At 37.7% G+C, this 15725-nt stretch carries 15 protein-coding genes; 9 read left to right on the top strand and 6 right to left on the bottom strand.

The features are described from left to right. The first annotated feature begins 32 nt into the window (after positions 1–32). The 3 genes from AC27G3_RS13930 to AC27G3_RS13920 all read left to right on the top strand — a co-directional run bounded on the left by AC27G3_RS13930 (position 33) and on the right by AC27G3_RS13920 (position 3230). On the top strand, positions 33–2162 hold the full coding sequence (locus AC27G3_RS13930) for a dipeptidyl-peptidase 3 family protein (protein WP_487122533.1): 2130 nt from the start codon (positions 33–35) through the stop codon (positions 2160–2162). 164 nt (positions 2163–2326) lie between these two features. Next, positions 2327–2683: a hypothetical protein gene (locus AC27G3_RS13925; protein WP_487122532.1), complete on the top strand. Its 357-nt coding sequence runs from the start codon at positions 2327–2329 to the stop codon at positions 2681–2683. Positions 2684–2813: 130 nt separating this feature from the next. Next, positions 2814–3230, top strand: coding sequence for a DUF4124 domain-containing protein (locus tag AC27G3_RS13920; RefSeq protein WP_487122530.1), 417 nt, complete (start codon positions 2814–2816; stop codon positions 3228–3230). Between the two features lie 109 nt (positions 3231–3339). On the opposite strand, the gene trpA is transcribed toward AC27G3_RS13920, so the two are convergent. Genes trpA through AC27G3_RS13890 form a run of 6 tightly spaced genes read right to left on the bottom strand, consistent with a single transcriptional unit; the run spans position 3340 to position 10194 of the window. Further along, entirely contained in the window at positions 3340–4173 is an 834-nt protein-coding gene (gene trpA, locus AC27G3_RS13915; protein ID WP_487122528.1) for a tryptophan synthase subunit alpha, read from the bottom strand. Then, positions 4173–5405 carry a tryptophan synthase subunit beta gene (trpB, locus tag AC27G3_RS13910; protein WP_487122526.1) on the bottom strand — a complete coding sequence of 411 codons (1233 nt, stop codon included), beginning with the start codon at positions 5403–5405 and terminating at the stop codon, positions 4173–4175. The genes trpA and trpB overlap by 1 nt, the downstream gene beginning before the upstream one ends. Before the next feature lie 25 nt (positions 5406–5430). Continuing rightward, entirely contained in the window at positions 5431–6846 is a 1416-nt protein-coding gene (gene trpCF, locus AC27G3_RS13905; protein ID WP_487122524.1) for a bifunctional indole-3-glycerol-phosphate synthase TrpC/phosphoribosylanthranilate isomerase TrpF, read from the bottom strand. Between the two features lie 3 nt (positions 6847–6849). Further along, the gene (gene trpD, locus AC27G3_RS13900) at positions 6850–7863 is read right to left on the bottom strand and encodes an anthranilate phosphoribosyltransferase (RefSeq protein WP_487122522.1); all 1014 of its coding nucleotides are present in this window, start codon (positions 7861–7863) and stop codon (positions 6850–6852) included. Next, positions 7856–8551, bottom strand: coding sequence for an aminodeoxychorismate/anthranilate synthase component II (locus tag AC27G3_RS13895; RefSeq protein WP_487122520.1), 696 nt, complete (start codon positions 8549–8551; stop codon positions 7856–7858). The genes trpD and AC27G3_RS13895 overlap by 8 nt, the downstream gene beginning before the upstream one ends. Next, positions 8551–10194 carry an anthranilate synthase component 1 gene (locus AC27G3_RS13890; protein WP_487122518.1) on the bottom strand — a complete coding sequence of 548 codons (1644 nt, stop codon included), beginning with the start codon at positions 10192–10194 and terminating at the stop codon, positions 8551–8553. The genes AC27G3_RS13895 and AC27G3_RS13890 overlap by 1 nt, the downstream gene beginning before the upstream one ends. Before the next feature lie 337 nt (positions 10195–10531). On the opposite strand from AC27G3_RS13890, the gene rnm reads away from it, so the two are divergent. The 6 genes from rnm (at position 10532) to rnd (ending at position 15681) form a co-directional block, all read left to right on the top strand. Continuing rightward, positions 10532–11413, top strand: a complete 882-nt coding sequence (gene rnm / locus AC27G3_RS13885; RefSeq protein ID WP_487122516.1) for an RNase RNM — start codon at positions 10532–10534, stop codon at positions 11411–11413. A 26-nt stretch (positions 11414–11439) separates the two neighbouring features. Next, positions 11440–12060: an L-threonylcarbamoyladenylate synthase gene (locus AC27G3_RS13880; RefSeq protein WP_487122514.1), complete on the top strand. Its 621-nt coding sequence runs from the start codon at positions 11440–11442 to the stop codon at positions 12058–12060. An 11-nt stretch (positions 12061–12071) separates the two neighbouring features. Beyond that, positions 12072–12914, top strand: a complete 843-nt coding sequence (locus AC27G3_RS13875; RefSeq protein ID WP_487122512.1) for a segregation and condensation protein A — start codon at positions 12072–12074, stop codon at positions 12912–12914. Beyond that, entirely contained in the window at positions 12911–13462 is a 552-nt protein-coding gene (gene scpB / locus AC27G3_RS13870; RefSeq protein WP_487122510.1) for an SMC-Scp complex subunit ScpB, read from the top strand. Before AC27G3_RS13875 ends, scpB begins: the two co-directional genes overlap by 4 nt. Positions 13463–13627: 165 nt before the next feature. Continuing rightward, positions 13628–14488: a 23S rRNA pseudouridine(2605) synthase RluB gene (gene rluB, locus AC27G3_RS13865; RefSeq protein ID WP_487122508.1), complete on the top strand. Its 861-nt coding sequence runs from the start codon at positions 13628–13630 to the stop codon at positions 14486–14488. Between the two features lie 50 nt (positions 14489–14538). Beyond that, a complete protein-coding gene (gene rnd / locus AC27G3_RS13860; protein WP_487122506.1) occupies positions 14539–15681 on the top strand; it encodes a ribonuclease D in 1143 nt (380 codons plus the stop codon). Positions 15682–15725 lie beyond the last annotated feature (44 nt).

Genomic DNA, 15725 nt, shown 5'->3' with positions numbered 1-15725 from the left:
CACAATGTTTAATCTAATGCGGAATAATAACAATGAAATTAACTAAAGTATCAGCAATTATTGGTGCTGTACTGCTAATGAATGCATGTTCAGAACAAGAGAGTCAGGTAGAAAAACGCCAGTCAGCGCCTATTCAACAAAAAGAACAAGCGTCTGCTACTACTTCTGTAAGTTCGACTAAAGCAACAGAGTCATTTCAATGGCAAGCTGAACGATTCGCTGATATTCGAGTATTGCGCTATCAAGTTCCAGGTTTTGAAGAGTTACCTTTAAAAACCAAAGAACTGCTATTTTATTTATACAAAGCAGCTTTGTCAGGTCGAGATATTACTTGGGATCAAAACTATAAATTTAATTTAATTATTCGTCAGACTCTAGAGGCCGTTATTCGTGATTATTCGGGTGATAGAAGTACGGATGAATTTAAAAAGTTTAATGAATATACCAAGCGAGTGTGGTTTTCCAACGGAATTCACCACCATTATATGTCAGGTAAAATTATGCCTGAATTTTTAGTACAAAGCTTTACCGATTATGTTGTTGATGTTGCAGAAAAAGGCAACCTACCTTTGGGAGAAAATCAAACAGCGAAACAATTAGTTGCAGAATTAACGCCAATATTATTTGATAGCAGAATCGCACGTAAAATGGTTGATCAGTCTGCGGATATCGACAATGTAGTTGCCTCTTCAGTGAATTATTATGAAAATATAACAGAACAAGAAGTTATTGATTTTTATAAAACTAAAAAAAATGTAGATGATAAACGTCCTGTCTCGTGGGGATTAAATTCTAAACTCGTTAAAAAAGATGGCGTTATTAGTGAACAAGTGTGGAAAGTGGGCGGGATGTACGATAAATCGATCAGTGAGATTGTTCGCTGGTTAGATAAAGCGGCAACCGTGGCAGAAAATGAACAGCAACATAAAGCGTTAATATTGTTAGCTAAGTATTATCGAAGTGGTAATTTAAAAGATTTTGACGACTACTCTATTGAATGGGTTAAAGATACCAATTCTGATGTTGACGTTGTTAATGGTTTTATTGAAGTGTATGACGATCCGTTAGGATATCGTGGCTCTTTCGAATCAGTAGTATCAGTAAAAGATCATGAAACCACGAAAGTTATTTCTGCAATTGCTGAGCAGGCACAATGGTTTGAAGATAATTCGCCATTAATTGAATCTCACAAAAAGAAAGTGGTTAAAGGGATAACAGGAAAAGCCATCACAGTGGTCATTGAGTCAGGTGATGCATCACCTGCAACCCCTATTGGCATTAACCTGCCAAATGCTAATTGGATCCGCGCCGAACATGGCTCGAAATCTGTGAGTTTAACTAATATTGTTAATGCCTATGATAACGTGAAAGGCGGCTCATTGGCTGAGTTTGTTTGGGACGATGCTGAACTTAAAAGAGGTAAAGCTTTTGGGCCTTTGGCTTCGCATTTACATACCGATTTACATGAAGTTGTCGGCCATGCGTCTGGCCAAATTAATAACGGTGTAGGCACGCCCAAAGAAACTTTAAAGCAATATGCTTCAGCACTTGAAGAAGGGCGGGCAGATTTAGTTGCTCTGTACTATTTACTGGATGATAAACTCGTGGACATGGGCATAATGCCAAGCCTAGAAGTCGGGAAAGCCAGTTACGACAGTTATATTCGCAATGGTATGATGCTACAACTTCGTCGGTTGAAAATAGGTGAAAATATTGAAGAAGCGCACATGCGCAATCGACAATTAATTGCCACTTGGGTATATGAAAAAGGCGCTGAAGATAAGGTTATTGAAAAGCGCACTCGCAATGGAAAAACCTATTTTGTGATTAACGATTATAATAAATTACGTACTCTATTTGGGGATTTATTACGTGAGTTACAGCGTATAAAGTCAGAGGGTGATTTTGCTGCAGGGCAAGCTTTAATTGAAAACTATGCAGTAAAAGTTGATGCTAAACTTCATCAAGAAGTCCTTAACCGTTATGAGAAGCTTAACCTTGCGCCTTATTCTGGTTTTATTAACCCTAAACTTGAGGCTATTTATCAAGATGGAAATTCTAACGGCAAGATAATTGACGTAACTATTAGTTACCCTAATAACTTTCAAGAGCAAATGCTTGAATACTCTAACGATTATGGTTTGTTGCCTGTGTTAAATTAACCTCATTGTATTTTCTATGTTAATTGTGTTGTTATTTGTGTCACTTAAGTCATTACGGGCAGCACTCACTTTTAAAGACGTGTTATCAACACGTCTTTTTATTTAAGACAATTGCTTGATATGAATTAGCTAAGCGTTAACAGCCTGAACATGAAGAGGAACATATGGATAATAATAAATGGCTCAATTTAGCGAATAAATTACTTCCATACCGGAAGTTACTTTTGTTATTAGCGGCTTTATTTGTCTCATTAGTTGTTTATAGCTTTGTATGTCTTGAGCCAAGCCAACAAAATAAGTTCGCATTACCTAATTTTTTAGCTTTGTTATGGTCTTTATTGTTATACCTCTTATTAACCCTTATTCAAAATAGCCCTCAAATATCGACTGAAAAGATGTCAATGATTGCTCGAGTTAAGCGCAAAATGTATCGAGGGTTATACCTTGCTTTTAGTGTGGTTTTTATTGGCCTAACGGGTGCCATTTTTTGGGTGACTTTTCGTTTATTAAGTGTAATTTAACGAAAATTCGGCAAGTTAGTTGTTATTTGTCGTTAATTGTTGTTAATTTGAAAAAAACTCCAATAAAGTTTGTTTAAATAATTTGCATTTGCTACGTTTATTAAAAGTAAATTTATTATAGGTGGAACCTTTGAAACAAATAGATGTATTAATTTTTATGTTAATTGTTAGTTTCATTCCGTTTAGCGATGCGCAAGAAAATAGTCAAATTTTTCGTTGGGTAGACGACAATGGAGTGGTTCATTATGCTGATCAAGCTAAAAATAATAACGCCGTAGCCGTTAATGTTAAAGAGACGGTTAGTAACTCGGCCATTAAAAGCGAGTTTGAGTTATCTGATATTTCTCAAGTTTCAAACAATGGTAGTCCCGCCAAAAGTAATAAAAAAGTATTAAGTGAAGAAGATCAACAATATTGCGATTATATTAGAGAGCAAATTAAGTTAGCAAAAGAAGCCGTAGAAATGGGTAATGAACTGAGATCCGATTATGCGAGTGCTTATATAAAATCGAGCGATAAACTGCTCAAAGATAATCATTGTATCTAATTTTCTTTCTCTGACTGTCAGTTTTAAATTGAGCTTATCTATGTAAATAAGGCTTACCAAAGTAAGCCTTATTGGTTAAAACACTTAAGATTACCTGTTAAAAGTTGCGTTATTTAGTTGCAGCTTTCATTGATGAAATAAAGACACGTAACGCTTCAATCATCGCTGTATTATCATCTAAATGTTGTTCAATAATTTTTACCACTGCAGAGCCACTAATCGCACCTTTTGCACCAGCAGCCATTGCTTCACTCACCTGCGCTGGTTGTGAAATACCAAAACCTAATACTGAAGGCGCTGCATGGTAAGCGTTTAATGTATCGATTAAATGTGTTCCTGGCATTTCAGCTTGAGTTTCAGCACCAGTAACACCTGCACGACTTAACACATAGGTATAACCTCTACCAAATGAGGCAACTTCACGTAAAGTTTCATCACTTGCATTTGGCGGAGCAATAAAAATTGGTGCGATGCCATGCTTTAATGCTGCTTCTCTAAAAGGCTGGCTCTCACGAATCGGCAAATCAGCAATTAATACGGAATCAACTCCTACAGCGGCCATATCACGGTAAAAGTTATCAAGCCCGCGTGCAAAAACTAAATTACCATAAAGTAATAAACCAATCGGGATATTTGGCGCATACTCACGAACTTTCGCCAAAATATCGATACAAATATCAGTATTAATACCAGAGTTTATCGCTCTAAGTGCTGCCATTTGAATGGTCACACCATCGGCACTGGGATCTGAGAAAGGAATACCAAGCTCTAAGGCATCTGCACCAGCATCAATCAATGTTTTGATTAACTCAAATGATTGTTCGGCATTTGGATCACCTATAGTAACGAAAGGGATAAATGCGCCTTCATTTTTGTCAGCTAAACTAGCAAAGGCTTGATCGTATCTATACCCTGCAGATGAGTGATTGTGTGAATGAGTCATTATACTTCTCCTTTAGCTGATGGCTCTAAAATAGTATGAACATGAGCTAAATCTTTATCGCCTCTGCCTGATAAGTTAACTAAAAAAATAGTTTCTTCTTTAACTTCGTTTGCCATTTTAAGTGCTTGAGCAAGAGCATGAGAAGATTCAAGGGCGGGAATAATTCCTTCATTCATTGCTAATGCTTGAAAAGCAGCTAAGGCTTCATCATCATTAATAGGAACATATTGAGCACGGCCTAAGTCTTTTAATTGAGCATGTTGCGGGCCAACAGCAGGATAGTCAAGACCAGCTGACACCGAATATGACTCTTCAATTTGTCCGTATTTATCTTGCATAATGTAAGTGTAATTACCATGCAACATTCCCTTAGATCCTGCTACCAGTGTTGCACCGTGTTGGTTGGTATCAACGCCTTTACCTCCAGCTTCTACACCAATTAGTTTAACGCCTTCTTCTTTAATAAAGTCGTTAAACATACCAATTGCATTTGATCCGCCACCAACACAAGCGATAACGTAATCTGGTAGGCGACCTTCTTCTTTCAGTAGTTGGGCTTTAGCTTCTTCACCGATCATTTTTTGAAAATCACGGACAATAGTCGGGAAAGGGTGAGGGCCAGCTGCTGTGCCTAATAAGTAATGAGCGTTATCATAATTAGCGGACCAGTCACGTAATGCTTCATTCACCGCATCTTTTAATGTCCCAGAGCCAGCAGTTACCGGAATAACGGTTGCTCCCATTAGTTTCATACGAAATACATTAGGTTGCTGGCGCTCGCAATCAACTGCGCCCATATATACTCGACATTTTAACCCAAGTAATGAACAGGCAATTGCTGTAGCAACACCATGTTGTCCTGCACCCGTTTCGGCAATGATTTCTGTTTTTCCCATACGTTTAGCGAGTAGCGCTTGACCTAGTACTTGGTTGGTTTTGTGCGCTCCACCGTGAAGCAAGTCCTCACGTTTAAGGTATATTTTGGCTAAAGGGTTTTTAACGATATTTCGACAAAGTGTCAGAGGTGTAGGTCTGCCTGCATAGTTTGTTAGCAGGCTATTAAACTCGGTTAAAAAATCTTCATCAGATTGTGACTCGATAAAGGCTTGTTCTAATTGCTCTAGAGCAGGAACTAAAAGTTCACCGACAAACATGCCGCCAAACTCACCAAAATAGGCGGGTAATGTTGCCTTAGATGCATTGGTATTCTTTGTTGTGTTAGTTGTTTTCATAATTTCGTCGCTAATAGTTGTGTCGCTAATAATTTCTTATGGTGGCGAAAACATTATTCATTTTTTCGCTGCATTTAACGCCTGGACTAGTTTCGACACCTGAATTGATGTCTAAACCAAATAAATCTTGAGCGGTCATGTGCTCTATGGCGTTCGCTATATTTTCTTTATTGAGTCCGCCGGCTAAAAAACAAGCAGATAAATCTTGTTGGCTCTGGGCTAACAATTGCCAACTAAAAGGCTCACCGCTACCTGCATTTTTTCCATCAAGCACGTAAAGCTGAGCGGCTGGTGCTAAATTGGGCATGCTGTTTTCAACAGAGATAGCTTTCCAAACTTGACAGCCGCTTGGCAGTTTTTGGGATAGCTGGTTAATATAGTCTTGGCTTTCTTGTCCGTGTAATTGTACGGCACTTAACGATAATGAAGAAGCAAACGAGACGACTTCGTCTAAATCGTGGTCAACAAAAACGCCTACATATCGAAGGTTAGAAACAGTATTAACTATAACTTTTGCTTGCGCTTGTGTTAGGTATCTAGGTGATTTTTTAGCAAAAATTAATCCGCCAAATTCGGCGCCTGCTTGACTTGCTGCTAGTGCATGTTCAGCTTGTGTTAAACCGCAGATTTTATTATGACCAAAAATTAATTGTCGACAAGCTAAATCAATATCATCTTCAGCCATTACTGAGCTACCAACTAAAAATCCGTCAACGGCAGGCGCAAGCTCTCTTACTTGATTGTTGTTATAAATGCCTGATTCTGAAATTAAAATACGGTCGTCGGGCAAAGAAGGAGCAAAATCAAAAGTGCGAGCAATATCGGTTGATAAGTCTCGTAAATTTCTGTTATTAATACCGATAAGCTTGGCGCCTAATGTTATAGCTCTATCGCGTTCTTCTTCGGTCGAAATTTCGGTAAGAATTGCTAAATTATAATGTTCAGCCACTGCTGCTAGTGCTTGATATTCTTCGTCATTTAACACACTCAACATCAATAATATCGCATCAGCGCCATAATAACGGGCTAGATGGACTTGATAAGTGTCAATAAAAAAATCCTTGTTTAATACTGGGCAGCTGACTGTGTCGGTGACAATTTTTAGGTAGTCGTAATTACCTTGAAAATACTTCTCATCGGTTAGTACTGAAATGGCAGCCGCGTATTTGTCATAAGTTTGGCAAATGCTTTTTACATCAAAGTCAGCTCGAATTAAGCCCTTTGACGGAGAGGCTTTTTTACATTCAAGAATAAAACCTGCATGTGGTTTTTCAGGTGTACGACGCAGTGCTGCGTACATATCTTTTTTTGTTGGCACAAGCGTGTTAATAAAACTGTCTAATGGCAGTTTTTCTTTTAATGCAGTTACTGCATCACGCTTATCAATTACGATCTTTTCTAATACATTAGGGAGATCATTTTTTGTCGTTTGCTTTGTCATTTTTTAGTCTTCTTGATTAGATACATTTACAAGTGTTGCAAGCGTGTCACTGGCTTTACCTGAAGCTAAAACTTCAGCAGCAATACTAGCAGCTTCTTTTAAGTTGTCTGCTTTGTTGTGTAAGTAAAGCAGGGCTGCGCAGTTGATCACGACCGCAGCATTATGTGCTGCTTCACCGTTGCCAGATAAAATAGCTTTGATATATTCGGCATTTTCAGCTGGTGTGCCTCCTTTAATGGCATCAAGAGAATAAACAGGTAGACCAAAATCTTCAGGTGTGATTGTTTTCTCAGTGAGTTTACCGTTATTTATTTCTGTTAAGACGGTGGTGCCATGTAAAGCAATTTCATCTAAGCCATTGCCATGTACAACCCACGCTCGCTTAACACCTGTTAAAGTTAATGCTTTAGCTATAGTATCTATTAACTCGGGAATATAAACCCCTAGGAGCATTACGCTAGGTTTTGCTGGGTTAACAAGTGGGCCGAGAATATTAAATAATGTGCGAATTCCCATAGCTTTTCTTACAGGTGCAGCATGTTTAAAGCCTGGATGATATGCTGGAGCATATAAAAAGCAAAGGTTAGCTTGTGCTAAACATTGGCTGGCAGTTTGAGGTGTCATAGTTAAATTAACCCCTAAAGCTTCCAGTAAATCTGCAGAGCCTGACATACTAGAAACACTTCTGTTTCCATGTTTTGCCATTTTTAAGCCGCAAGCAGCAGCTAGTATGGCAGCTGTGGTTGAAATGTTAATGGTATTTGCACCATCGCCACCTGTGCCTACACAGTCAGCAACTGCGCTTTCTTGAGCAGGAAATGCCGTTGCCGACTGTCTAATCGCCACAGCAGCGCCTGCGATTTCTTCGGGAGTTTCCCCTTTTATTTTTAGGGCAGTTAATACTGAAGCTAGTTGCACAGGCTCAATATCACCTTTAATCATCTCACTGAAGAATTGTTCAGATTGTACTTGCGATAAACTTTGCCCTTCAACCAGTTGTGTTAATAAATTAGACATGCGAGTTTCCTTGTTCATTCATTGAAGTGCTATTGTTGTTTAATGAAATAAGCTGGTTAATGCTTTGGGCTAATAAATTACTACCGTAAGTCGTTAAAATAGACTCTGGATGAAACTGAAAACCAACAATAGCGTGTTGTTCGTGCTCTATTGCCATAGGAAGCATCACATCGTTATCGGTAGTGAAATGTGCAGTAAGCGTTAACTCTTTAGGCATTTTCTCGGCGACTAATGAATGATATCGAGCAACAGGTAATGGGTTAACAATATTGGCAAACGCTCCTTTTTCATTATGAATGACAGGGGACGATTTACCGTGAACAATTTCAGGTGCTCTGCTTATTTCTCCACCAAAATACTGAATCAGCGCTTGGTGACCTAAACAAATACCTAGCATAGGTGTTTTCCCTACCGATTTTTCTATCAGATCCATTAAGCAACCGGCATGACTAGGATCTCCTGGACCTGGCGACAACACAAGTAACACTTGTTGTTTGTTGTTTTGCTCAGTGCTTGATTGTTTGATTTGCTCAATTTTACTTAAAATAAAATCTGCACTTAAGGTATTGCGATAAACTATTGGCTCAAAACCTAATGACTGAAATTCATCAACAAGGTTATAAGTAAAAGAATCTAAATTATCCAGCATTACTATTTTAGTGTTACTTGGGGTTAGTTGATTGCTCATTATGATTCTCCTCCTTGAGTTTTACTATTAGCCAAAGCAATGGCACTTAAGACCGCTTGCGCTTTTTGACGAGTTTCATTGGTTTCAGATTGGGGATCTGAGTCGTAAACAACGCCTGCGCCTGCTTGAATTTGGGCAATGTCATTTTTTACAAAAGCAGAGCGAATAACAATACAAGTATCCATTTCTCCAGTACCTGTAATATAACCAACAGCACCGCCATAGCTACCTCGGCGCTTACCTTCAACTTTACGAATAAGTTCTGTGGCTTTTACTTTAGGCGCGCCTGATAATGTTCCCATATTCATACAGGCTTGATAAGCATGTAGTGCATCAAGATCAAGTGACAATGTACCGCAAACACGCGACACTAAATGCATTACATGAGAATAACGGTCAACTTTAAGTAAATCAGCAACATGTCGTGTGCCTGCTTGGCTAACACGGGCAATATCATTTCGTGCTAAATCTACTAACATAATATGTTCAGCTAATTCTTTTTTGTCGAGCCTAAGCTCTAGTTCGATACGACTATCTAAATCTAAACAAATACTACCGTCTTTGTTTAAACCTCTTGGCCGTGTACCAGCAATAGGATAAATTTCTACTTGCCTGTTATGTTGTTGATATTTTATGGCAGATTCTGGCGATGCACCAAAAATACAAAAATCGCTGTCTTTTAAATAAAACATGTAAGGACTAGGATTGCTTAATTTTAATTCTTGGTAGGCTAATGCGCTGTCTTTACAAGGTAAGCTAAAAGTACGAGAAGGAACAACTTGAAAAATATCACCTGCTCTAATGTTCTCCTTTAGCTGTTCAACAATCTCACAAAATTCTTCATCTGATTTATCGGTAGTAATATCAGTTGTTATCGGGGAAGTGTTTATAGAAGGTTTATCGTTTTCACAGGTAATATCTTTATTTAGCAACTGTTTAAATGAATCTACTCGCGATTGTATTGATAAAGTACAGTCATGGTTAGCATCATTTGCATTTTGGTTATTAAATACATTGGCAACAATCTGAGTCGATTGTAACTCATGATCGATAATCACCATGGTTTCTGCCAAATAGTAGACAAAATCAGGACAGGTATTCTCACCTTCCTTAACGTCGGGAAGTTGCTCGCTTACAGCAATCATGTCAAAGGCAAATGCACCACCTAAAAATATAGCGAAAGGGTGTGTGTTTGTTATCGCTAGTTGATTAAAAAGTCGAAGGCTTTCAAAAGGATTAACTGCCATTAAACGGGACTTTTCATCTAATTCTTGGGCAACTTGTGGAAATGAAGCGGTCAGTGCTTGCGCAGAAAATGAAGTAAATTGACATTCACTATAGCTCAGCTCAGCATGTGGCGCTAATTTAAGTGCGGCATAAGCAACAGCAGTTATCCCGTTTTTGGATAATGGGCTGAAAGTCACTTTATTGCCGTGACAGACAATTTTTACGGCTGCATCGGTTAGTAACAAGCTTTTCAGTAAATGTTTTTTATCAATCTCAGCAGATTCTAATAAAATGTTATGGTCTTTATCTTTACACAATAAACGATAAACGTTTAAGGGGTCGCTTTGATAAGCGGCATTTTCAGTAAAAGTATTGACTGAAAAATGGCTTTGAATATTCTCTGTAGTTGTACTCATGGGTTTACCTTAGTCTATATAATCAATAATAGTGTCGTCATCCTGCATATTTTGGTAATAGCCACCAAATAAACCATGTTTTTACTTTTGTCATTGTTCAATACCTTGAGTTAGTTTTTATTAACGAAAAAGCCCGCTTAAATTAAGCGGGCTTTTGAAAATATGTTTTTGTATAAATTTTACCTACAAATAAACATCACAACCCACTTATGTAGAGTTATGCCACCACCAAATTAATGAAATAGTTTGTTTTGTTTGTATCATTATTGTTGTCACCAACGTAAAATTACGTTTAATAAGTTGTGAAAATTTTAAATCCCCTATAGAAGACCCGAATATGAGCTTGATGTCAACAGAAGATTTAGTTACTTGGTCAAATTTACCTAAGGGAACTCGACTAGATTTACATAGCCACACAAAATGCTCAGACGGTGGCTTATTGCCGCAAGAGCTGATAGATAGGGCGGTTAATTTTCAGTTAGACATTTTAGCCATTACAGATCACGATACGGTAGCAGCACTTGATATTGCTAATGATTATATTTTAGATCAAAACATTCCACTTAAATTAGTCAATGGTATAGAAATATCAACCGCTTGGCATGGTTTTGAAATTCACATTGTGGGTTTAAATATTGATCAGAATGCTCCTGCGCTCAATGCATTAATTCAGTCTCAGCAACAAGCAAGAGAAGAGCGGGCGTTAATGATGGGGGAAAAACTTAAAAAGTGTGGTTTTGAAGATATTTACTCACAAGCAAAAGCACTCGCTGGTGAAGGCTCTATTACACGGGCACACTTTGCTAAAGTACTGTTTCGCCAAGGGCATGTCTCAACCATGCAAAAAGCATTTGATAAATACATAGGTAAAGGTCAACGAGCTTATGTAAAACCTAATTGGTGTAGTATTAGTCAAGCTGTTGAAGTAATACATGCAGCAGGCGGAAGTGCGGTGATGGCGCATCCGGTTCGATATAAACTTTCAACAAAATGGTTACGACGCTTAGTAGTCCACTTTAAAGAAGAAAGTGGTGACGCTTTAGAGGTTGTTTTACCACAAATGGGCAACGAACAACGTAAATTAATGCTAAGCTTTTGTTTAGAATATGATTTAAAAGCCTCAATGGGCTCAGATTTTCACTACCCAAGTAAGTGGAGCGATCTAGGCCGAAATTTAACAATGCCTGAAGAGGTAACACCTGTTTGGTTACATTGGTAATCATTCCTTATTTTAAGGGGTAAAATATGAGTCAATTTTTCTATGTACATCCAGACAACCCGCAAGGACGTTTAATGAAACAAGCTGCTGCTATGATTCATGAAGGAGCTGTTGTTGTTTATCCGACTGATTCTGGTTATGCCTTAGGTTGTCATATGGGCGATAAAAAAGCATTAGAGCGCATATGCCAAATTAGGGATATTGATAAAAATCATAACTTTACGCTTTTATGTAGTGATTTATCACAATTATCTGAATATACCCGAGTTGATAACGTTGCTTATCGACTATTAAAAAATAACACCCCAGGTGCTTATACTTTTATTTTTAAAGGTTCAAAAGAAGTCCCTAAGCGTTTACTCAACCCTAAAAAGAAAACCATTGGTATCCGAGTGCCTGATAACTTGATCGCACAAGCATTATTAGCCGAATTAAAAGAGCCTTTAATGTCGACCAGTTTAATTTTACCTGGCGAAGATACCACGGAATTTGATCCTGAACATATTCGAGATATTTTAGAGCACCGTGTCGATTTAATACTCAATGGGGGGTATTTAGGAGAAAAGCCAACCACAGTGATTGATTTTTCAGAAGGGAATGTTGATGTAATAAGAGTAGGTGAAGGCGATCCAACGCCTTTTGAATAAAGCTATTTTACATGAACAATAAAGTGATTGAAAACGAGTCATCACGAGATATGATTCAACAAGTGCTTCCATTAGCGATGATTCGTGGTGAAGCTTTTGTTGAACAACCTAAAGATTTATTTATTCCACCTGATGCACTCGCAATCATCTTAGAGCAATTTGAAGGGCCGCTTGATTTATTATTGTATTTAATTAAAAAACAAAAATTTGATATTTTAGATTTACCGATTGCTCCAATTACTGATCAGTATATGGAGTATGTTGAATTAATGAAGGATGTAAAATTAGAACTTGCAGCTGAATATTTAGTGATGGCAGCTATTTTAGCTGAAATTAAATCCAGATTACTTTTACCCAAACAAGTAGTCGAAGATGAAGAAGAAGATCCTCGTGCAGAATTAGTGCGCCGTTTACAAGAATATGAAGTCATTAAAAATGCAGCACAGCAATTAGACGAAGTGCCTCGCTTAGAGCGTGATGCGCATCTTGTTGATGTGGCTCTTGCTAAAAATTTTACGCCGCGCACGTTATTAGCTGATGTTAATTTATCTGAACTAGTCAGTGCTGTTAACGATATTATCAAACGTAATGCTGCCTTTGAGCACCACCATATACAAAAGGAAGTGCTTTCTACAAGAGAACGTATGGCTATGATTTTATCGCAATTAAATCAAACAACTAAAGGTAAATCTTTTATTGAGTTTAGCCAACTATTTAGTGTTCACGAAGGGAAGTCGGGAGTTGTTGTAACTTTTTTAGCCATATTAGAGCTTATTAAAGAGTCACTTATTGAATGTTTCCAAAGTCAAGTTTATGGTCAACTACATGTTAAGCTAAAGGTTATCACTGAATGAAAACCATTACAGAATCCTCGTTAAAACAGCTAATTGAAGCGGCAATCTTTGTTGCTGAAAAGCCTTTGTCGCCACAAAATATAAAACAAGTATTATTAGCTGATTACAAAGTGACAAAAAAACGTATAATTAGCGCTATAGAAGTTTTACAAAGTGATTATCAAAACAGAGGAATAGAACTTGTTAAAGTTTCCTCAGGTTATCGATTTCAAACTGCTAATCAACTGAGTGAAGACTTAGCCGCTTTATTTAAAGAAAAAGCACCGCGATATTCACGTGCGTTATTAGAAACATTATCGTTAATTGCTTATAAACAGCCAATAACTCGTGGCGAAATAGAACAAATTCGTGGTGTGGCTGTGAGTAGCCATATTATGAAGACTTTAACCGAACGAGATTGGATAAAGGTTGTTGGACAAAAAGAAGTTCCTGGAAAGCCTGCTATCTATGCAACGACAGATGGTTTTTTAGATTATTTTTCTATGGAATCACTCACTGATTTACCTGAGCTAATGGCGTTAACAGCAAGCGAAGAGTTAACCACTTAAATTAATGCAAATGTATTGATTTACTTATAATTTAACCATTACTTACCAATGTATTTTGGTGAGTAATTAAACCACCGAGACAGCAGTGTCGTATTTTATTATTAACGGTAAATAAAAAATTTAATAATAAAATGCCAAGCTACTGACGAACGAGAGCTTAGACAAATGTCTGAAAAATTACAGAAAGTATTAGCCCGCGCGGGTAAAGGATCACGAAGAGAAATGGAAACTGTGATCAGTGCTGGCAGAGTTAGCGTTGATGGTAAAACTGCCTATTTAGGTGATCGCGTTGAAGGCAATGAACAAATTCGTGTTGACGGTCATCAAGTTACATTAAAAGCGAAAGACGAAGAGATTTGTCGCGTTTTAATGTACAACAAACCTGAAGGTGAAATGTGTACACGTAAAGATCCTGAAGGTCGGCCAACCGTATTTGATCGCCTACCAATACTTGAGAGTGAACGCTGGGTTGCCGTTGGGCGTTTAGATATTAACACCTCAGGCATGCTGTTATTTACTACTGATGGTGAATTGGCTAGCCGTTTAATGCATCCTTCTCGAAAAGTAGAGCGAGAATATGCTGTACGTGTATTTGGTGAAGTTAATGAAGCGATGTTACAAACCTTACGTGCTGGAGTGAAGCTTGAAGATGGTCCTGCAAAATTTGAAAAAATCACTTATCGTGGTGGTGAAGGCAGAAATCATTGGTTTCATGTGGTACTTTCTGAAGGACGGAATCGTGAAGTTCGCCGCTTATGGGAAAGCCAAAATGTTCAAGTAAGTCGATTGATACGTGTTCGTTACGGCGATTTAGAAATGAAACGTCAACTCCCATTAGGTGGCTGGACAGAGCTTAATTTGCAAGATGTGAATTACTATCGAAAACTTGTTGATTTGCCGCCAGAAGTAAAAAGCAAAGTCAAAGTCGATGAAAAAGCTATGGATAATGCAAAAGCTCGTCGTATACGTCGTTCGGTTAAAAAGCATCAACAACGCAATAAACAAGCAACACGCAGACGTAGGTAGTTTTTTTAACAGATACTCTGCTTCTTTTTTATAAAATTTTTGGAATAACATTGATTAAAAGTTATGTACAAGATCAACAGGCGTTAATAGAACTGTGTCAAATATTGGCTGAAGCTAAAGTGCTCGCTATTGATACTGAGTTTGTACGTACTCGTACCTTGTACCCTAAGCTAGGCTTGCTTCAAGTAAGTGATGGTCAGCACTTAGCTTTGATAGATCCACTTGCTGTAGATGATTTAAGTCCTTTTTGGCAATTACTCACTAATGAGAATATCTGTAAAGTTTTACATGCTTGCTCAGAAGATTTAGAAGTTTTTCTAACATCGGGTAATTGTAAGCCTGTCAATCTTATTGATAGTCAAATTATGATGTCGTTTTTAGGTCATGGTTTATCAATGGGTTATGCCGCGATGATTCAGCACTTTACCGGTGTTGAATTAGATAAATCAGAATCAAGAACCGATTGGACTAAACGTCCATTAACAGCAAAACAATTAAGTTATGCTGAAGCTGATGTTGAGTATTTAATTCAAGTTTTCCCTAAAATATTAGCGCTTCTCGACAAAACGAACTGGCTTGAAGCCGCTCGGCAAGATACTCAATTAATGATTGATAAAAAATTCACTCCAATCGATGAAGGGAATTTATATCAACAAGTTAAAATGAGCTGGAAGTTGAATACTAAGCAGTTAAATGCATTGAAATACCTAGCAACTTGGCGTTATCAGCGGGCAAAACAACGAGACTTACCTTTAGGATTTGTTGTTAAAGATCACACTTTAATAGCTGTCGCCAAAGCGAATCCTGTTAATGTGGGCGTAATGGCAGGTCTTGAAGGAGCCGAAGTTCTAGATATTCGCCATCAAGGTAAGGCGATGCTAACAGTGCTTAAAAAAGCGAATGCGGTGGAGCCGAGCCACTATCCAGAAAAAATTGTTCGTTTAGATGAATACCCAGGTTATAAGCAAATTTTTAAAAGTGTGAAGAATTTTGTTCTTGAAGAAGCTGAATTGTGTGGACTTGCTGTTGAGAACTTGGCTTCTAAGAAACAAATCAATCAATTTTTAACCTGTTTTTTGAAATTTAATAATAGCGACTTAAATCCAGAAAATATCGAAGTTTTACAAGGCTGGCGGTTAACCGTTTTCGGTGAAAAATTACAAAAATTTGCTGAAAACAAATTCAAACGTTAGCAGCGACGAATGACTAATTTAAGCGCTATCATTTTTACCAATAA

Source organism: Colwellia sp. SU-HH01217 (genome assembly GCF_057543495.1).
This window is presented reverse-complemented; position numbering and strand designations above follow the sequence as displayed.